17 protein-coding genes are annotated in these 19,451 nt (G+C 66.9%); 12 read left to right on the top strand and 5 right to left on the bottom strand.

The features are described 5' to 3' along the window. The first annotated feature begins 11 nt into the window (after positions 1-11). The 8 genes from BN973_RS25835 to BN973_RS25800 are packed head-to-tail and all read left to right on the top strand — an operon-like array spanning position 12 to position 9,119. Positions 12-875 (top strand): alpha/beta fold hydrolase, encoded by an 864-nt coding sequence (locus tag BN973_RS25835; RefSeq protein WP_036471557.1) that lies wholly within the window; start codon positions 12-14, stop codon positions 873-875. Beyond that, positions 875-2,581 (top strand): bifunctional 3-(3-hydroxy-phenyl)propionate/3-hydroxycinnamic acid hydroxylase, encoded by a 1,707-nt coding sequence (locus BN973_RS25830; RefSeq protein WP_036471556.1) that lies wholly within the window; start codon positions 875-877, stop codon positions 2,579-2,581. Before BN973_RS25835 ends, BN973_RS25830 begins: the two co-directional genes overlap by 1 nt. After that, positions 2,529-3,446: a 3-carboxyethylcatechol 2,3-dioxygenase gene (locus BN973_RS25825; protein WP_036471554.1), complete on the top strand. Its 918-nt coding sequence runs from the start codon at positions 2,529-2,531 to the stop codon at positions 3,444-3,446. The genes BN973_RS25830 and BN973_RS25825 overlap by 53 nt, the downstream gene beginning before the upstream one ends. Then, on the top strand, positions 3,443-5,149 hold the full coding sequence (locus BN973_RS25820; RefSeq protein ID WP_036471552.1) for an FAD-binding protein: 1,707 nt from the start codon (positions 3,443-3,445) through the stop codon (positions 5,147-5,149). Before BN973_RS25825 ends, BN973_RS25820 begins: the two co-directional genes overlap by 4 nt. Before the next feature lie 18 nt (positions 5,150-5,167). Further along, on the top strand, positions 5,168-6,475 hold the full coding sequence (locus BN973_RS25815) for an LLM class flavin-dependent oxidoreductase (protein WP_036471551.1): 1,308 nt from the start codon (positions 5,168-5,170) through the stop codon (positions 6,473-6,475). A 6-nt stretch (positions 6,476-6,481) separates the two neighbouring features. Beyond that, complete coding sequence (locus tag BN973_RS25810; protein WP_036471549.1) at positions 6,482-7,315, top strand: coniferyl-alcohol dehydrogenase; 834 nt, start codon at positions 6,482-6,484, stop codon at positions 7,313-7,315. Then, positions 7,303-8,295, top strand: a complete 993-nt coding sequence (locus BN973_RS25805) for a cyclase family protein (protein ID WP_036471547.1) — start codon at positions 7,303-7,305, stop codon at positions 8,293-8,295. The genes BN973_RS25810 and BN973_RS25805 overlap by 13 nt, the downstream gene beginning before the upstream one ends. Further along, positions 8,292-9,119 (top strand): alpha/beta fold hydrolase, encoded by an 828-nt coding sequence (locus BN973_RS25800; protein ID WP_036471546.1) that lies wholly within the window; start codon positions 8,292-8,294, stop codon positions 9,117-9,119. Before BN973_RS25805 ends, BN973_RS25800 begins: the two co-directional genes overlap by 4 nt. Here BN973_RS25800 and BN973_RS25795 read toward each other — a convergent pair. From BN973_RS25795 to BN973_RS25775, 5 genes are all read right to left on the bottom strand, one after another. Further along, the gene (locus BN973_RS25795; protein WP_036471545.1) at positions 9,116-10,771 is read right to left on the bottom strand and encodes a multicopper oxidase family protein; all 1,656 of its coding nucleotides are present in this window, start codon (positions 10,769-10,771) and stop codon (positions 9,116-9,118) included. The genes BN973_RS25800 and BN973_RS25795 overlap by 4 nt on opposite strands. Before the next feature lie 109 nt (positions 10,772-10,880). Then, positions 10,881-11,603, bottom strand: coding sequence for an SDR family NAD(P)-dependent oxidoreductase (locus BN973_RS25790; RefSeq protein ID WP_036471544.1), 723 nt, complete (start codon positions 11,601-11,603; stop codon positions 10,881-10,883). Between the two features lie 22 nt (positions 11,604-11,625). Then, the gene (locus BN973_RS25785) at positions 11,626-12,390 is read right to left on the bottom strand and encodes an SDR family oxidoreductase (protein ID WP_036473080.1); all 765 of its coding nucleotides are present in this window, start codon (positions 12,388-12,390) and stop codon (positions 11,626-11,628) included. A gap of 96 nt (positions 12,391-12,486) precedes the next feature. Next, on the bottom strand, positions 12,487-15,249 hold the full coding sequence (locus BN973_RS25780; RefSeq protein ID WP_051641645.1) for a helix-turn-helix transcriptional regulator: 2,763 nt from the start codon (positions 15,247-15,249) through the stop codon (positions 12,487-12,489). A 97-nt stretch (positions 15,250-15,346) separates the two neighbouring features. Further along, a complete protein-coding gene (locus BN973_RS25775) occupies positions 15,347-16,222 on the bottom strand; it encodes a hypothetical protein (protein WP_036471543.1) in 876 nt (291 codons plus the stop codon). A 138-nt stretch (positions 16,223-16,360) separates the two neighbouring features. Here BN973_RS25775 and BN973_RS25770 point away from each other — a divergent pair, with 138 nt between their 5' ends. The 4 genes from BN973_RS25770 (at position 16,361) to BN973_RS25755 (ending at position 19,392) form a co-directional block, all read left to right on the top strand. Then, positions 16,361-17,170 (top strand): SDR family NAD(P)-dependent oxidoreductase, encoded by an 810-nt coding sequence (locus BN973_RS25770; RefSeq protein WP_036471541.1) that lies wholly within the window; start codon positions 16,361-16,363, stop codon positions 17,168-17,170. A gap of 92 nt (positions 17,171-17,262) precedes the next feature. After that, complete coding sequence (locus BN973_RS25765; protein WP_036471540.1) at positions 17,263-17,928, top strand: TetR/AcrR family transcriptional regulator; 666 nt, start codon at positions 17,263-17,265, stop codon at positions 17,926-17,928. 11 nt (positions 17,929-17,939) lie between these two features. Beyond that, positions 17,940-18,134, top strand: coding sequence for a ferredoxin (locus BN973_RS25760; protein ID WP_036473076.1), 195 nt, complete (start codon positions 17,940-17,942; stop codon positions 18,132-18,134). Between the two features lies 1 nt (position 18,135). Beyond that, on the top strand, positions 18,136-19,392 hold the full coding sequence (locus BN973_RS25755; RefSeq protein ID WP_036471538.1) for a cytochrome P450: 1,257 nt from the start codon (positions 18,136-18,138) through the stop codon (positions 19,390-19,392). Positions 19,393-19,451 lie beyond the last annotated feature (59 nt).

Genomic DNA, 19,451 nt, shown 5'->3' with positions numbered 1-19,451 from the left:
AGAGAGGAACCGTGGCCGAGTTCGAGAGCATCTGGAGTGACCTGCAGGGGGTCGCGTTTGAGCAGGGCTATCTCAACGCCGGCGGAGTCCGGACCCGCTACTTGCGCGCCGGCGATCCCGGCAAGCCGGTGTTGATGCTGCTGCACGGATCCGGCGGCCACGCCGAGGCTTACGTGCGCAATCTGGGTGCGCACGCCGAACATTTCTGGACCTGGTCGATCGACATGCTGGGGCACGGGTACACCGACAAGCCGGGCCACCCGCTGGAGGTCAGCCATTACGTCGAGCACCTGATGGCCGTGTTGCGCACCATCGGTGTGAACCGCGCCTGCATCAGCGGCGAATCGCTCGGCGGCTGGGTGGCCGCCCGCACCGCGGTCGACCATCCGGATGTGGTTGAGCGACTTGTCCTCAACACCGCCGGCGGCTCCCAGGCCGATCCGGTGGTGATGAAACGGATCATCACGCTGTCCATGGCGGCCGCGGAGAATCCGACCTGGGAGACGGTGCAAGCCCGCATCAAATGGCTGATGGCCGACAAGTCCAAGGATTACGACGACCTGGTCGCCAGCCGCCAACGGGTGTACCGGCAACCGGGATTCGTCTCGGCCATGAGCGACATCATGGCGTTGCAGGACCCCGAGATTCGCGCGCGCAACATTCTCGGCCCGGCCGAATACGGGTCGATCGTCGCGCCGACACTGGTGCTGTGGACCAGTGACGACCCCACCGCCGACGTCACCGAGGGACGCCGGATGGCATCGATGATCCCGGGCGCGCGCTTCGAGGTGATGCCCGGTTGTGGTCACTGGCCGCAGTACGAGGACGCCAAGACCTTCAACCAGTTGCATCTCGACTTCCTGCTGGGACGCTGATGGCAACAGATGGGCACCAGAAACCAGATGTCGACGTCGTCATCGTCGGCGCGGGTCCGGTCGGCTTGACGCTGGCCAATATCCTTGGCGCCCAAGGTGTCCGCACGCTGCTGGTCGACGAGCGGGACACGCTCATCGACTACCCCCGCGGAGTCGGCCTGGACGACGAGTCGTTGCGCACCTTCCAGTCGATCGGGCTGGTCGATCGCGTCCTGCCGCACACGGTGCCGAACCAGATCCTGCGTTTCTTCGACGGCAATCGCCGGGTGCTCGCCGAAATGGCGCCGCCCGACGCGCGTTTCGGTTGGCCGAAGCGCAACGGATTCGTCCAGCCGCTCGTCGACGCCGAACTGCTGGCCGGCCTGGACAGATTCGACTGTGTCGAGGTGCGCTGGAGCCGGCCGATGACGGCCTGCGCGGAAACCGCCGACGGGGTCACGGTCGAACTCGGCGGCGACGGCGAGAGCTCGACGGTGCGCGCCCGCTACGTCGTGGGCTGCGACGGCGGTCGCAGTATGACCCGCCGGGTGATGGGGGTGTCGTTCGACGGGACGACGTCGTCGACGCGGTGGCTGGTGGTCGACATCGCCAACGACCCGCTGGGTCACCCCAACAGTGAGGTGGGTGCCGACCCCGAACGTCCGTATGCGTCGATTTCGATCGCGCACGGAATTCGCCGCTTCGAGTTCATGATTCACGCCGACGAGACCGACGAGCAGGCCGAGGACCCGGCGTTCCTGCAGCAGATGCTGGCCCGCATGGTGCCGCAACCCGACCGCGTCGACGTGATCCGGCGCCGCGTGTACACCCACCATTCGCGAATCGCCGAGGCGTTCCGCAGCGGCCGGCTGTTGCTGGCCGGCGACGCCGCGCACCTGATGCCGGTGTGGCAGGGGCAGGGCTACAACAGCGGAATCCGGGACGCGGCGAACCTGGGCTGGAAACTGGCCGCGGTGGTCAACGGCCTGGCCGACGACAAATTGCTGGACACCTACGACATGGAACGACGCAAGCACGCGCGGGCCATGATCGACCTGTCCACGATGGTGGGCCGGGTCATCTCGCCGACCAACCGTCGCGTCGCCACCGCGCGCGACCTGCTGGTGCGGTCGGCGTCAATCGTGCCCACGCTCAAGCGTTATGTGCTCGAGATGCGCTTCAAGCCGATGCCGCGCTACGAGCATGGGGCCGTTGTGCATTCGGCGTCGCACCGCGGTGAATCGCCGGCCGGCACGCTGTTCATCCAGCCCCGGGTCGACACCCGGACTCGGCAAGACGTCCTGCTGGACGACGTGCTGGGCCCGTGGTTCGCGGTGCTGTGCTGGAACAACAACCCGCGCAAGATTCTCGGCGACGAGGCGTTTGCGAAGTGGAAGGCATTGGGCGCCCGCTTTGTTGCGCTGCGGCCGCAGACTCAGCTGCACTGGACCGGGCACGACGACCCGGATGTCGTCGTCGTGGGCGATCGCACCGGAGGCCTCAAGGCCTGGTTCGACGTGCACCCCGAATCGGTGGTGTTCCTGCGTCCCGATCGGTGCATCGCGGGTGCCTGCATCGCCCAGCTCTCTCCCGAACTCAGCGCGTCGCTGCTCGATGCCCTGACGCTCATCCCGGGAGGGGGTGATGTCGACAGTGGCAATGGCTCTGTGCTGTATGTCCCACAGCCCGCTCCTGAATCTTCCGGGGCCGTCGCGGGACCTGCTTGAGGACATCGAAGGCGCCATCGCGCAGGCTGCCGAATTCGTCCGCGATTACGATCCCGAGCTTGTCGTCATCTTTTCGCCGGACCACTACAACGGTTTCTTCTACAAGACGATGCCGTCGTTCTGTATCGGCTTGAACGCCACCGGGGTTGGCGATTACGGAACGCATGCCGGTCCGCTCGACGTCCCGACCGAGCTGGCCTCGCAGTGCGCCGAGGCCGTTCTCGACGCGGGCGTCGACGTGGCGGTATCGGCCAGCATGGACGTCGATCACGGCACCGTCCAGCCGCTGGAGAAGCTGTTCGGGGACGCGTTGTCGCGTTCGGTCATACCGATTTTCGTCAATGCGGTCGCGGTGCCGCTGGGACCGCTGCACCGGTGCCGCGCACTGGGCGCTGCCGTCGGCAACTATCTGGCCACCGTGGACAAGCGAGTCTTGGTGATCGGGTCCGGTGGACTCTCGCACAGTCCGCCGGTGCCGACGCTGGCGACCGCGCCCGAAGCGGTCCGGGAGCGCATCGTGCAGGGCCGGCCGATGACACCAGAGCAACGGCAAGCCAGGCAGGCCGCCGTCATCGAGGCGGCCAAGGTCTTCGCCGGCGGCGAGAGTGATCTGCAACCGCTGAATCCGGCGTGGGACCACCGCTTCCTGGAGATCATCGACGCCGGCCGGCTCGACGAGTTCAACCTCTGGTCGAACGCGTTCGTGCTTTACGAGGGTGGCAGCTCCGCGCACGAAGTCCGCACCTGGATAGCGGCTTTCGCCGCACTGGAGACCGCGGGCCGCTACGAGACGGCGCTGCGCTACTACAAGCCGGCCGAAGAGCTGATCGCCGGGTTCGCGATCAGGACGGCGATGCCGGCATGACGGATACGAACGGCTTCGATCACGTCGTCGACGTATTGATCGTCGGCTCCGGCGGTGGCGGCATGGCCGCCGCTCTGACCGCGCATGCCTGCGGCCTCGATGCGCTGGTGGTCGAAAAAGCTTCCTATTTCGGCGGTTCCACCGCGTTGTCCGGCGGCGGCATCTGGGTTCCCGGTGCGCCCGCACAACGGCGCGAGGGCTACTCCCCGGATCCCGAAGGCGTGGTCGAATACCTACTCAGGATCACCGAGGGCCTGGTCAGCGAGGCGCGCATCCGCCAGTACGTCGAGTCGGCGCCGAAAATGCTGGAGTTCCTCGAAGGGCTCTCCAGCTGGTTCGAATTCGTCTGGAAGCCCGGCTATGCCGACTACTACCCGGAGTTGCCCGGCGGCTCCGAACTCGGTAGCACCATCAACGTGCCGGCCATCGATCTGCGGAAGCTGGGTGCCGACGAGCAGCTGATGCTCAAGCCACTGGCGCTTGCTCCCCGGGGAATCTGGCTGGGCCCCAAAGACCTTCGCACCTTCTACCGAATCAGGCAGTCGTGGGCCGGCAAGGGCGTGCTGCTCAAGCTGGTCTGGCGGATGTTCAAGGCGCGAGCCTTCAACGAGCGGATGGCCGCGATCGGCCAGTCGCTGGTGGCCCGGCTGCGGCTGGCCATGCGGGAGAACGGTATTCCGCTGTGGCTGGACGCGCCGATGATCGAGTTGCTCACCGACGCCGACGGATCGGTGAGCGGAGCGGTGCTCGAACGGGACGGCGCCAAGCAACGCATCGGTGCCCGCCGGGGCGTCATCCTGGCTTCCGGGGGCTTCGATCACGACCTCGCCTGGCGCAAGGAGCAGCTGCCCGTTGTAGACCAGGACTGGAGCTTCGGCAACCCCGTCGCGATGGGCGACGGCATCCGCGCCGGTGAAAAGGTGGGCGCGGCGACCGATCTGCTGGACGAGGCCTGGTGGTTCCCGGCGATCCAATGGCCGGACGGCCGAATGCAATTCATGCTCAACGAACGGATGATGCCGTCGCAGTTCATCGTCAACGGCGAGGGCAAGCGGTTCATCAACGAAGCGGCGCCGTACATGGACTTCGGCCACGCCATGATCGACGGCCAGAAATCCGGGGTCACCCACATCCCGTGCTGGTTGATCACCGACCATCGCTCGTGGAAGCGCTACGTCGTCGGCGGCCACCTGCCGCTACCGAAGATCCCCGGCGCTCCGGTACCCACCGGGCGCAAGATCCCGAAGGCCTGGCTGGAGTCCGGCGTCGTCAAGGCGGCGACCAGCTGGGACGAGATGGCGACCAAAATCGGTGTCCCGGCAGCCGAACTTCGCGCCACCGCAGCGCGTTTCAACGAGCTCGCGTGCAGGGGTCACGACGACGATTTCAACCGAGGGGACAGCGTCTACGACAACTACTACGGCGATCCGACCCTGCCCAACCCCAATCTGTATCCGTTGGGCGACCCGCCCTACTACGCGTTCCGCATCGTGCTCGGCGACCTCGGGACCTCGGGTGGTCTGCTGACCGACGAATACGCCCGAGTGCTGCGGCCCGACGGCACCATCGTGTCCGGGCTGTACGCGGTGGGTAACACCTCCGCGCCGGTGATGGGCCGCAGCTATGCGGGCGCCGGGGCGACCATCGGCCCCGCCATGACCTTCGGCTTCGTCGCCGCGAAACACCTTGCCAGCCAGGCCTAGTCTCTTAAGGAGGTAACAATGAAAATTTCACTGTTCTACGAGTTCGCTCTACCTCGTCCGTGGGCGCCCGATGACGAACACATCATGATGCAGGACTGCCTGGACGAGGTGGAGGCCGCCGACAAGGCGGGGTTCTCCACCGTCTGGCTGACCGAGCACCACTTCCTCGAGGAGTACTGTCACTCCACCGCGCCGGAGATCTTCCTGGCCGCGGCGAGCCAGCGGACCAAGAACATCCGGCTCGGGTTCGGCATCATGCACATGCCGCCCGTGGTGAATCACCCCGCGCGGGTGGCCGAACGCATTGCCACCCTGGACCTGTTGTCCAACGGGCGCGTCGAGTTCGGCACCGGCGAATCCTCCTCCGTCGGTGAGCTGGGCGGATTCAACATCGATCCCGCCGACAAGCGCGCGCAGTGGGAAGAGGCGCTCGAGGTCTCGATCCGCTGCATGATCGAGGAACCGTTCTCCGGGTTCCAGGGCGAGCACGTCCAGATGCCGGCGCGCAACGTGGTGCCCAAGCCACTGCAGAAGCCACATCCCCCCGTCTGGGTCGCGTGCACCCGGCCGGCCAGCGTGCAGATGGCCGCCCAAAAGGCCATCGGGGCTTTGAGTTTCGCCTACACCGGTCCCGGGCCGCTGACCGAGCGGGTCAACGGCTACTACAAGGAGTTCGAGGAGAACGGCGTGCCGGTCACGCCGCAGATCAACCCGAACATCCTGGCCATCGGCGGTGACCTGTCGATGATGGTCGCCAAGACCGACGAGCAGGCCTTGGAGCGACTCGGGCAGGGCGGCGGATTCTTCTCGTTCGGCATCATGCACTACTACATGACCGGCGTGCACACTCCCGGCCGGACCGGGGTGTGGAACCGCTACCTCGAAGAGGTCGAAAAGGATCCGACGCTGGCCTACGGGCCCGGCCGCGGCGCGATCGGGTCGCCGGCCACCGTACGCGAGTTCCTGCGCGGCTACGAAGAAAGCGGCGTCGACGAGATCATCCTGCTGCTCAATCCGCGCAGCCACGAGGGCACCATGGAGTCCATCGAGCTGATGGGCAAAGAGGTGCTGCCCGAGTTCATCGAGCGCGACAAGAAGGCGGTGGCCGAGAAGGCCAAACGGCTAGAACCGGTCATCGAGAAGGTCGAGGCGCGCCGGCCCAAGTCGACCGCACCGACATTCGACGAGAACTACTCCTTCGGCGGCCTGCCCACCGGCCGGGGCGGTAAGTTCACCGCCAGCGAGATCCCCGAGGCCATGGCCGAGATCAACGAGGGCCGGGTCCAGGCGGCGCAGCGCGCAAAGGAAGAACAGAACAAGAAGTAGACGGCCTTGGCAGACATCGACGGGTTGTGGCGATACCTTGGCTATCAAGGCCGCCGAGCGGTGGTGACCGGATGTGCGTCGGGCATCGGCGAACACGTGGTGCGCCAGCTCACCGAACTCGGGGCCGAGGTCATCGGGCTGGACCAGCGTCGACCGGCATTCGAGGTCAACGAGTTTCACGAGATCGACCTCGCCGACCCGCAGGCCATCGACGCTGCGGTAGCGGCCGTCGGCGGGCGGGTCGACGCGCTGTTCAACGTCGCCGGTGTCTCCTCCGGGATCGGCAACCCGTCGCTGGTCGCCACGATCAACTTCCTGGGCACCCGCCACCTCACCGAGGCGCTGGTGCCCCAGATGGCCGCGGGGTCGTCGATCGTCAGCGTGTCCTCGTTGGCGGCCGCCGGCTATCGGGAACATGCGGCGGCGGTGGCGCCACTGCTGAACACCCCGACGATGCAAGCGGGCATCGACTGGTGCCACGCGAATCCCGACGTGCTCGGCAACGGTTACCAGCTGTCCAAAGAGGCGATCATCTTCTACACGATGCGCAGCGCTACACCGCTGGGCGCCAAGGGTATTCGGATCAACTGCTCCGGTCCCGGCGTCACCGAGACGCCCATTCTCGATCAGCTGCGCACGGCCTACGGGCAGGGCTTCCTGGACGACATCCCCAAGCCGCTGGGGCGCGTTTCGGACCCCGCCGAGCAGGCCGCGGTGCTGCTCTTCTTGAATAGTGGTGCGGCCAGCTACATCACCGGACAGATCATCTGGGTCGACGGTGGAAACGTGGGCGCCGCGATCGCGCATGAACTCGAGGAAGGAGCCTCGTGGCCGACTTGACTGATTTCCGGCGGGTCGCGAAGGACGTCTCCAACTGGGGACGCTGGGGGGACTCCGACGAGCTCGGCACGCTGAACTTCATCACCGCGGACACGGTCGCGCAGGCCGCGGGCCTGGTCAAGCACGGCAAGGTGTTTCCGCTTGGCGTCGACTTCGGCGCCTCCGGCCCGCAGGGCGCCTTCGAGTTTCGGCACAACCCGGTGCACATCATGACCGTCGACGGCGGCGATGTGAACACGCTGGCCAGGTACGGGCCGGGCTGGCCGAGTAACCCGGTGGCCCAGCAGCTCAGCGGCTACATGACGGCCGACAACCCGTTCCGCTTCAACGACGACATCATCATCATGCCGCTGCAGGCGGCCAGCCAGTGGGATGCGCTGTCCCACGTCTACTACGACGACCACCTGTACAACGGCTTCCCGGCGGACTCGGTGACCAGTTTGGGCGCCTACCACTGCGGGATCGACAAGGTCGACGTCAAGGGCATCACCTCCCGCGGCGTGCTGCTGGACTTGGTCCGCCATCGCGGGGCGGAGGTGTTCCTCGAAGCCGGAAACCCGATCTCACCCGAAGAACTCGACGACGTGGTTCGCGCTCAGGGCGTGACGATCGGACGAGGCGACATCGTGCTGATCCGGACCGGTTGGTGGACAAGGTTTTCGATGACCGGGAACAAGACCGAAGGCTATTCCGGGCTGGACTGGCGATGTGCCCAGTGGCTGCATGATCACGAGGTCGCCGCCGTGGCCGCGGACAACCTTCAGGTCGAAGACCTCGTGTCCGGGGTCGACGGCATCACCTTCCCCCTGCACCTGCTCTGCCTGCGCGACATGGGGATGATCTTCGGCGAATACTGGGATCTCACCGCGCTGGCGCAGGACTGCGCCGCCGACGGTGTCTACGAGTTCCAGCTCATCGCGCCGCCGCTGAGAGTCGTTGGCGCCGTTGGCTCTCCGGTCAATCCGATCGCGATCAAATGACGGGCTTTGCGCGCAAGACGATGCTGGTGGACGGCCTGGCCACCGGCTACCTCGAGGCCGGCGAAGGCGATCCGGTGGTGCTGCTGCACGGCGGAGAGTTCGGCGCCAGCGCCGAACTCGGCTGGGAACGCAACATTTCCGCGCTGGCCGCGCACTACCGGGTGCTGGCCCCGGACATGCTGGGTTACGGAAATTCGGCCAAGGTGATCGACTTCGTCGACGGCCGGGGCATGCGGATCCGGCATGTGGCCCGCTTCTGCGAGGTCCTCGGCATCGACTCGGCGCATTTCGCCGGCAACTCCATGGGTGCCATCAACCTGCTCAACGACACCACGTCGGAAGCGGCGCGGTTGCCGGTCCGGAGCCTGGCGATCATCTGCGGCGGTGGAGAGATCCAGCAGAACAAGCACTTTGAGGCGCTCCAGGAGTACGACGCGAGCCTGCCGGCCATGCGCCGCATCGTCGAAGCCCTGTTCCACGACCCCGGCTACCCGGCCGACGAGGCATACGTGGGCCGCCGCTACGAGTCGAGCATCGCGCCCGGGGCGTGGGAGGCGGTGGCCGCGGCCCGATTCCGCCGCCCCGGTTCGTCGCGGCCCTCCACCCCGTCGACCGCGCGAGCCTACGAACGCATCGGCGTGCCGACGCTGGTCGTCGAGGGCGGCAACGACAAGCTGCTGCCGCCGGGCTGGGCCGCCGAGATCGCCAAGCAGATCGACGGCGCCCGCTCGCTGGTGGTCGACAACGCCGGCCATTGCCCACAGATCGAGCAGCCGTCGACGGTCAACGACGTGCTGCTGGAATTCCTCGGCGAGGCTTCTTAGAAGACGTATTCCAGCCGGGTCATCATCCCGGCGACCTGGTGGTAGGTGTTGTGGCAATGCAACTGCCACACGCCGGGGTTATCGGCGACCAGGACCGCCATGATCTTCTGCTTGGGCAGCACCATCACCGTGTCCTTGCGCGCGCCGAGTGACCCGTCGGGGTTGATCAGCTGGAATGTGTGCCCGTGCAGGTGGATCGGGTGATACATCATCGTCGGGTTGTCGAATGTGATGGTGGGCCGCTGCCCCTGCGCAACGTGTAGCGGATTGGTCCTGCTGTAGGGCTCGCCGTTGATCATCCAGTCGTACTGGACCATGTTGCCGCCCAGGACGACCGGAATGTTGAGGCCCGGCTCGGGACGGCCCAACATGACCGGCGTTGCGGCGGTGAACATCTCGATGGTGCCCACGCGTCGGGTGAGTTCAGCGGGCTGGAACTGCGGGTCGGGCGGGCTGCCCCTTCCGGTGGACAGCAGCGCACGCGCCAGCGCCCCTTTGCCCTCCGCCATCGCGACCAGTGGGAAGACTCCGTCGGCGGCGGTCACGATGACGTCGTACCGTTCGGCCATCCCGATGAGCAGGGCGTCGACCTGCCGGGGCACGACGGCGTAACCATCGGTGTGGGTGACCGTCATGGGATGGCCGGCCAGCGCGACCCGGAACGTGGTGTCGGAGCCGGTGTTGATGAAACGGATCCGGATCCGCTGTCCCGGCTTCGCATTGAAGGTGGTGGGAGCGGCGGGAATTCGGCCGTTGATCAAATAGTGGGGATAGGCGATGTCTCCGGCGTCGCCGCCGAGCAGGTCGCTGTTTCCGACCCTGGCATTCGGCATGGCGGGCGCCGACGTAGCCGGGCTCGTCGGGCTGGTCGATGTCGTCGGGCTGGTCGGGCTGGTCGATGTCGTGGGACTGGTCGAGCTGGTCGATGTCGTGGAGGTTGTGGTCGGCGATGACGAGGTCGTCTCGGGCATGGCAGGCATGTTGGACATACTCGGCTTGTTCGGATTGGTGAGTTCCTCGTAGAGCTGTTGCGGGCTCTTTCCTGCCCCGTCGGTCCAGTCATCAAGGACCACAACCCATTCGACGTCGTAGTTGCCCTCGGTGGGGTCATCGATGATCACCGGCAGGTACAGGCCGGTGTCTTCGTCGAGGCCGGTGTGCGGGTGGGCCCAGTAGGTGCCCGAGTTCGGCGCGGAGAACTGATAGGTGAATTCCTGGCCGGCTTCGATGTTCGGGGTGGCCGGTTCCGCGCCATCCATGTTGTTGCGCAACGCGATACCGTGCCAGTGCACCGACGTCGGATGGTTGAGTTTGTTCGAGACCTTGACCACGAGCTCGTCACCGGCCCTGGCCCGGATCAGCGGTCCCGGAATGGTGTCGCCGAAGGCCAGCGTCCGCACCACCGGTCCACCCAAATCGATCTGCGTCAGCTGCGGTGTCAGGCTGACGTTCACCGTGCGGCCGCTGTGCGGCCGCGCCGCTTCGGCGGCTGCGATCGCGGCCGCCATCTTGGCCGCGGGACTCAGGTCCTGGGATTTGGAGTGGCCGCAGGCCGCCAGTGTCAGTCCACCCGCGATGCCGGCGGCCATGAAGCCGCGCCTGGTAAGCCGCGCCCCGTCGGTCCCAACCCCACTGGTGGGTAGCAGCGGCATCGTTGCTCCTTGTCGTCGGTCGAAGTGTGCCCGGCGAGTTATACCGTGCTAGGGAGTTAGCCAGAACGCAACCACTGACCGAGAATTGACAAAGAATTGTCGGCCCGTGTCAGACCGCCGCGCCACCTCCGTCGACATGCAGGGTCGAGCCGGTGATGAAGCTGGCTCGAGGGGAGCTGAGGAATAGCACGGCCTCGGCGATCTCGGACGCGAACGCGGTACGGCCGAGCGGCAACGATCGCCCGAGCTCTTCGTTGACCTCGCCCCATGCGGCGGCGACTCCGAGCGTGCGGGTGGGACCGGGTGCCACGCTGTTCACCCGCACCCCGGCCGCCCCGAACTCGGCGGCCCAGGTGCGGGTGAGCGATTCCAGCGCGGCCTTGGAGGCGCTGTAGCCCGACGCGCCGGGGATTCCCTTGAACGCGGCCATGGTGGTGACGTTGACGATGCTGCCGCGACCGCGCTGCAACATTTGCGGGATCAGGCCGGCAACCAGGAAATAGGCGCCCCGGACATTGGTGTTGAACGTCGTCTCGAACACCGTGATGTCCTGATCGACGGTCAACGAGGACGGGAAGCTCCCGGCGTTGTTGACGATGATGTCGACCTCGCCGCACTGCCGCACAAGCGAATTCACCGACTCGGCGTCTGCCATGTCGGTCTGGACGAACCGCGCATTCTGACCTATGGCGTCGACCGCTTCATCGCCCTTGACCCGGTCGCGCCCGGCGATGATGACCCTGGCACCTTCGCTTGCCAGCAGTCGCGCGGATTCCAGTCCGATGCCCGCCGTCCCACCGGTGATCACCGCGGTCTGGTCCAACAGCTCCATCAGGCTCAGCTCCCCTGGACGCTTACTTGGCGTTGCTGGGCACCTGGGAGGCCAGCCAGTCGCCGAACCTGGTGGGGTACAGGGTCACTTCTTCGCCCTCGACGGGAACGATCATGCGGTCGTCGAGCACGGCGCCGTAGTACTGGGCACCGGTGTCGGTGATCACCTGGCGGGAATCGCCGGTTGCGGCGAAACGGGTCCGGATGAAGTCGTCCATGCCCCGCTTCTCCGGGCCGGCGATATTGATCAGCCCGGCCGGGTCACCAATCGCCGCGCGGGTGACAGCCGTAGCCACATCGGCCGCCGCGATGGGTTGGAACGCCCCATGCGGTGCCCGAACCGTGTCGCCATCGGCCATCGAATCGGCAATGCCCGCAACGAATTCGAAGAACTGAGTGGCGCGCACGATCGTGTGCGGAGCTCCCGATTCCGCGATGAGCTTCTCCTGAGCGATCTTGGCGCGCATGTAGCCACTGGCGGCCGCGCGGTCCGCTCCCACGATCGACAGGGCGACGTGGTGCTGCACGCCGGCGGCGCGCTCGGCATCGAGCAGGTTCCGGGTCGAGGTGGTGAAGAATTCCAGCACCTCGTCGTCGCCCCAGGAAGGCGCGTTGGTCACGTCCACCACCGTGTGGACACCCGCGACAGCCGCTGCGAGGCCTTCGCCGGTGATGGTGTTGACCCCCGACCTGGGCGAGGCCGCGACGGCCTCGTGCCCGAGCTCGGTGAGCTGCGCGACAACCTGCGATCCGATGAGTCCACTGCCGCCGACGACCAGAACCTTCATGATCATGCCTTTCGAGTTTCCCGAAACAACTGGTCTGTCCAGCATGGCCCTGATGCGGGTGCGTCGGAACCCTGGAAAGTCCGTAGTCGTATCGACTCAGGGGAGAAGGTCGCAACCCCGGAGTTGTCTGCGCGAGCTGATCCCGAGCTTGGCGAACACCTTCCTGAGGTGCCATTCGACGGTGTGAGTGCTGATGAACAACTGCGCTGCGATCTCGGGGTTGGTCAGGCCGTCACCGGCCAACCGCGCGATCTGCGCCTCTTGGGGCGTCAACTCATGACCCGGCGCCGCCGAGCGCTTGCTCACCTTCTGGCCGGTGACCAAGAGCTCACGACGAGCGCGTGCGGCGAAGGCCTGCGCACCCATCCGCCCGAACATCTCGTAGGCGGTCTGCAGTTGCGCGCGGGCATCGATGCGGCGGTTACACCGGCGCAGCCACTCCCCGTAGACCAGATGAGCCCGCGCGAGTTGCACGGCAATACGCGTCCGCTGCAATCTGTCGATCGCCTCTTGGTAATGCGCTTCGGCGCTCTGGTCGTCGGCCAGCAGTGCCCGTGACCAGGCTAAAACTCCTGCAGCCCAATCTGTTTCGGTGACCAGGGCACGCTCTTCGAGCTGGCGCAGCGCCGCCCGCCCGGCGTCGGGTGCGCCGCCTCTGGCGGCGGCTTCGACGAGTTCGATCAGGCAGAAGCCGAACACGCCGAGATCCTCATGTTCGCAACATCGCCGGGCCGCGGCCAACGCTTCGTTGTAGCGGCCCAGGCCGTTGTAGAGCAAGGCTTTGGTGTAGTTGGCCAGACCGACGATGCGCCCTTCGCCTCTGGACACGGCGCCTTCCGTCGCGGCATCGATGAATTTCAGTGCGTCCGCTTCGGCGCCACGCCAGGCGGCGAGCAGCAGCGTTTGGTACTTCAACGGGGCATAGCCGGTGGCGGCGGCGATCGCGCCGGCCTCCTCGACCAGTGCCGTGGCCGACGCGAGTTCACCGGCCTGCACATGCACGCCGGCACGGTAGACCAGGGCATGCGGCAGCACCGCCAGGGCGCCGGCGTCGCGGGCCAATCGCACCGCGTCGGTAGCCAGGTGATGCCAGAGGTCGTCGTCCCATACCTCGTGGGCCGCCGATTCCTGCACGAGCGGGAAGGCCAACCAGAACCACCGCATCACGTCGTCGTCGCCGCGCGCGGCCGCCGCGCGGACCAGGTGCAGCGCTTCGCGCAGCGCCGGCACGCTCGCGGCGTGGCCCGCGGTGACCCAGATGGCGATGCCGTCCAGCAACAGATCGACCGGGCGGGTGGGTTGCGGTCCCGTCGGCGCCGCGCGGGCAGCCCGCGCCGTTGTCTGGATGCCGCCGTTCGGGCACAGCCGGCCGCCGAAAAGCGCTGCTCCCAACGCTTCCAGGTAGGTCTCGCGGGCCACCGCGTCGTCCAGTGTTTCCAGCCCGCGTGCGGCATCGAGCAGGCCGGCGGCGGCGTCGGAGACGGTGGGTGCGTCCGAGGCGCCCGTGCGGCTGCGAGCGAAGGTGATCTGGGCGCGCAACCGCACGGCGCGGGCCCGCTGCAGCTGATCCAGCGACGCCGACTCGGCGATGGCGAGCAGCTCGTCGGCGGCGTCGAACGCGGCGACGTCGCGTTTGGCCTGCGCGGCGGCCAGCGCACGGGTGCCGCGGCGCGCCGGGTCGGCGGTCAACTGCGTCGCCCGCTCCAGGAATGCCGCCGCGGCGGCCACGCCCCCTCTGGCCTGCGCGCGGTCGGCCGAGCGTTCGAGTGCGGCGGCGACCTCCTCGTCGGGACCGGGCGCGGCGATCGCCAGGTGCCAAGCGCGCCGGTCCGGGTCGGTGCCGGAATCGGTGGCCTCGGCCAGCGCCCGATGCACCCGGCGTCGTTCCATCAGATCCGCTGAGCGGTATGCCGCCGACCGCACCAGTGGGTGGCGAAATCGCACCCGTGTCCCGACGTCGATCAGACCCACCGCCTCGGCTCGCGCCACCGCGTCCGGCGGCAGCCCCAACCGATTGGCCGCGCGGGTAAGCAATGCGGCGTCGCCGACCGGCTCTGCCGCGGCGGTGAGCAACAGCTGCTGGGTCTGATCCGGCAGCGACCTGATGCGGCGCAGAAATGTCTGTTCGATCTGCCCGGCCAGCGGTCGCACGTCGGGCCGTTCGAAGCCGCCCGCCAGTTCCGCGGCCGTCAAACCCCGGGGGAGTTCGAGCAGGGCCAGCGGGTTCCCCCGCGTCTCCGCGACGATGCGGTCGCGCACCTGGTCGTCCAGCCGGCCCAGAATGACCGAATCCAACAGTGCGCGCGCGTCGCCCGGATTGAGCCCGCGGACCGTCAGCTCCGGCAGCCCGTCGAACTCGTCCTCGAACCCGTCGCGCATCGCGAAAATCAGCGCGACGGGTTCGGCGATCAGGCGGCGCGCGACGAAGGCCAACGTCTGCGCCGAGATGCGGTCGACCCACTGGGTGTCGTCGACGAGCAAGATCAACGGCTGGCTCTCGGCGACCGCGGCGATCAGGTTCAGAACTGCCAACCCGACCAGGAATCGATCCGGTGCCGGTCCGTGCCTGCGGCCGAAGGCGATATCCAGTGCCTCCCGTTGCGGCTCGGGTAAGCCATCGATGCGGTCGAGAAAGGGGGCGCAAAGTTGTTGCAAGCCAGCGAATGCGAGCTCCATCTCCGACTCGACACCCGCCACGCGCGCGGCGCGGAAGCCCGCTGCGCGCTCGGCCACGAAATCAAGCAGCGCGGTCTTGCCGATGCCGGCTTCGCCGCGCAGCACCAGCACCTGGCTTCGGCCCGAGCGGGCCGCGGACGTCAACTGTTCGAGGGCGCTGCATTCACCGCGCCGCCCGCGCAGGGACAGCGCCCGATGAGTAGTCACGCACACCGCCGCATCAGTAAGGATTCACGTCCGACCTTACTGGGGCGCTTCTCAATACAACGTTCGCGGTCGGCTAGGCGGAGCGTCGCCCGGGGCCCTCGTCGGTGCTGGCGACCGAATAGCAGGCCGCGGTGGAGATTATCGTCGGCACCAGCAGCGACAGCGCCAAGACGAACATCACGAACGCGCCGTTGGGGGTGGTCAGCCAGCCGATCGGAAAGCGCGCCAGGCTGACAGCGAGCCAGGACGCGGCGACGGCGAGAAACAGCGTGCCCACCGTGGCGACCTTGATCGACCGCAGCGCCAACTGCGTCGGCTCGGCGGTGTTGGCCAGCGAGCGGTTGAGATTTTTCGTGCGGATGTAGACGACCACGAAGTCGAGCACGATGACCAGCGCGCTGAACGTCACGATCGCCCCCGTCTGCCACAGCGGGGGAGTATGGCCGAGCACGAAATGCAGGTAGTCGATGTTCGTCTCGCTCATGATCAAGGTCGTCGCCATCGCGGCCCCGAAGGTCAGCCACCCGCCGAGATCGGCCAGGAAGCAATAGGCGCGGATGTCGGCGGGATCGTCCTTGGGCACCTTGTTCACCACGTGGCTGGCCAGCATCCAGCCCAGCCCGGCGAACAGTCCGGTGGTGCCCGCCGCCAGCATGCCGGTCGCCAGATTGCCCTGGGTCCAGGCGATCGCGCAGATGCCCTGGCGGTCACCGCTGTCGGGCGGATGCGTGCCGCTGATGAGGCTGAACAGAAAGCTGTCCAGCATCAGGATCAGCACCGCCGACGCGAACAGCGCCAGGGTGTGCACGCCTTCGCGGCTGCTGCGGTCGAACAGCAAAGCGATTGCGGTGATCAGGAATCCGCCGAGCACACCGGCGAGCTGTGAGGTCGACGGCGCCGACGCGATCATGCTCCATTGATCGGATGTGCAGAAGGTATCGGGATTCATCCACGCCGCCCGCTCATGCGTCAAACCTTAGCCAGCGCAGGCGCCGGCGACGTCAAAAGTTTGCTGCTTGCCCGGACGGGGCCCTGCCCTTAAATCAACTGCTTGACTTAAAGTGTCGCGCGCCGATTAACTCTCCGTGTGGTTAACGAATTGGACGGCAAGGTCGCCATCGTCACCGGCGGAGCGTCGGGTATCGGCCGCGGCATCGTGGAACGGTTTTTGGCCGAGGGTGCCCGGGTCGTGATCGCCGACATCGAGACCGAGACGGGCGAGCAGCTGGCCGCCACGCTGGGCGCCGACGCGCTGTTTCACCAGACCGACGTCTCCGATCCCGAACAGGTGCAGGCACTGGTCGCGACCACCGTCGAGAAATTCGGTGGCCTGCACGTCATGGTCAACAACGCCGCGGTTTCCAGCCCGTTGCGCCGATTGCTCGACGACGACCTGGCCGATTTCCACCGGATCATGGGGGTCAACGTGCTGGGCGTGATGGCCGGAACCCGGGATGCCGCCCGGCAGATGGCCGAAAGCGGCGGCGGTTCGATCATCAACCTCACCTCCATCGGCGGGATCCAGGCCGGCGGCGGGGTGATGATCTACCGGGCGTCGAAAGCCGCCGTCATCCAATTCACCAAATCCGCGGCAATCGAGTTGGCGCGCTATGAGATTCGGGTCAACGCCATCGCCCCGGGGAGCATCCCCACCCCGATCCTGGGCAAGTCGGCCGCCGGGATGGACCCGGAGCAGCTGGCGCAATTCGAGGCGCGGATTCGTCAGGGGATGCGCGACGACCGGCCGCTCAAGCGCGAGGGTACAACCGACGACGTTGCCCAGGCGGCGCTGTATTTCGCGGGCGACCGCTCGCTCTATGTCACCGGAACCGTGCTGCCGGTCGACGGGGGAACTTCGGCCGGCAAGGTGATGCCGCCCAAGAAGCGCGAGAGATGACGTCCCGGCTCGAGCGCACCGTCACGCCGCAGGCCCGCATGCATTTAAATCAAGCGCTTGACTTAAACCGGTCGGCGAGGTTGACTGATCCAATGACCACGGCAGGCAGGGCCGTTCGCACCGAACGGGCCAGCTCCACCCAGGAGGCGATCCTGGTGGCGGCCGAGCGCCTGTATGCCGAGCACGGCATGTTCGCGGTATCGAACAGGCAGGTCAGCGAGGCCGCGGGGCAGGGCAACAACGCCGCGGTGGGCTACCACTTCGGCACCAAGGCCGACCTGGTGCGCGCCATCGAGGAGAAGCACCGCGGACCCGTCGAGGAGCTGCGCGAGCAGATGGTCGCCGACCTCCTGGCGTCGGGCGGGTCGGGCGAATTACGCGCCTGGGTGGCGTGCCTGGTGCGCCCCCTCACCGACCACCTCGAGGAGCTCGGCAACCCGACCTGGTACGCGCGGTTCGCCGCGCAGGCCATGACCGATCCGGCCTACTACAACATCGTCGTCAAAGGCGCGCTCAGCTCCCCGTCGCTCGTCGAAGTGGTCGACGGCTTCAACCGCTGCCTGCCCAACCTGCCGGCCGATGTGCACTTCGAGCGCAACATCATGGCCCGAAACCTGTTGATGCACACCTGCGCCGACCGCGAACGCGCGCTCGCCGCGGGCGCTGCGATGGCCCAGCCCTCCTGGCGCGCAGCCGCATTCGGCCTCATCGACGCGATCGTGGGCCTGTGGCTGGCGCCGGTCACTCCGTACGAATGAAGAGCAGGCTCATGAAAGTGACTGTCGACCAGAACATCTGCGCATCGTCGGGCAACTGCGTGATGAATGCACCCGAAGTGTTCGATCAGCGCGACGAAGACGGTGTCGTCGTCCTGCTCAACGAGCACCCGTCCGCCGAGCAGAGCGACGGCGCCCGCCAGGCGGCCGCGGCGTGCCCGGCCCAGGCAATCCACATCGAGGACTGACATGTCAGACGCACTGACGAGTATTTCGGCCGACGCCGTTGCCGAGATTCCCGACTACCCGATGGCCCGTAACCGGGGCTGCCCGTTCGCTCCGCCCCCGGACGTGATGGCCCTGGCCGAAGAGCGGCCGCTGTCGCGGGTCCGGATCTGGGATGGCAGCACCCCGTGGCTCATCACGGGTTACGAGCAGGTGCGCGAACTGTTCGCCGATTCCCGGGTCAGCGTCGACGACCGGGTGCCCGGCTTCCCGCACTGGAACGAAGGCATGCTGTCGACCGTGCACAAGCGGCCCCGGTCGGTGTTCACCTCCGACGGCGAGGAGCACACCCGGTATCGGCGGATGCTGTCGAAGCCGTTCACCTTCCGGCGGGTGGAAGGGCTGCGGCCGACGATCCAGCAGATCACCGACGACCACATCGACACCATGCTGGCCGGCCCGCAGCCCGCGGATATCGTTGCCGCCATTGCGCTTCCGGTTCCATCCCTGGTGATCAGCCAGATGCTCGGCGTGCCCTACGAGGATGCCGAGATGTTCCAGGAGCACGCCTCGATGGGGCTGGCGCGCTATGCCACCGGCGCCGACACCGCCAAGGGCGCGATGAGCCTGCACAAGTACCTGGCCCAGCTGGTCGAAACCAAGATGGAGAACCCCGCCTCGGAAACGGCGCCCGACGCGATCTCCGACCTGGCCGAACGCGTGAAGGCCGGCGAGCTCAGCGTCAAAGAAGCCGCGCAACTGGGCACCGGATTGCTGATCGCCGGGCACGAGACGACGGCGAACATGATCGGCCTCGGAGTGCTTGCGCTGCTTGAGAATCCGGATCAGCTGGCCGCGATCCGCGACGCCGAAGACCCGAAGGTCCTGGCCAGCGCGGTGGAGGAACTGCTGCGCTACCTGAGCATCATCCAGAACGGTCAGCGTCGCGTCGCCGTCGACGACATCCACATCGCCGGCGAGACGATCCGCGCCGGCGAAGGCATCATCATCGACCTGGCTCCCGCCAACTGGGATGCCGACGCCTTCCCCGAGCCCGACCGGCTGTATGTGCACCGCGCCGGGGCCGACCGCAACGTCGCCTTCGGCTACGGGCGCCATCAATGCGTGGGTCAGCAACTCGCGCGGGCGGAACTACAGATCATGTTTCAAACGCTCTTCCGGCGCATCCCGACCATGAAACTGGCCGTGCCGTTGGACGAGATCCCGTTCAAACACGACCGGCTGGCCTACGGCGTCTACGAACTCCCGGTTACCTGGTAAACGAAATCCATTGAGCAGCAGCCCGAGATGATCACTCTTCCGCAGATCCGAATGGAGGG

The organism is Mycobacterium triplex (genome assembly GCF_000689255.1).
In the GTDB taxonomy this organism is placed as follows: Bacteria; Actinomycetota; Actinomycetes; order Mycobacteriales; family Mycobacteriaceae; genus Mycobacterium; species Mycobacterium triplex.
Note: the sequence above shows the minus strand (reverse complement) of the source record. Positions and strands in the feature narration are given on the sequence as shown.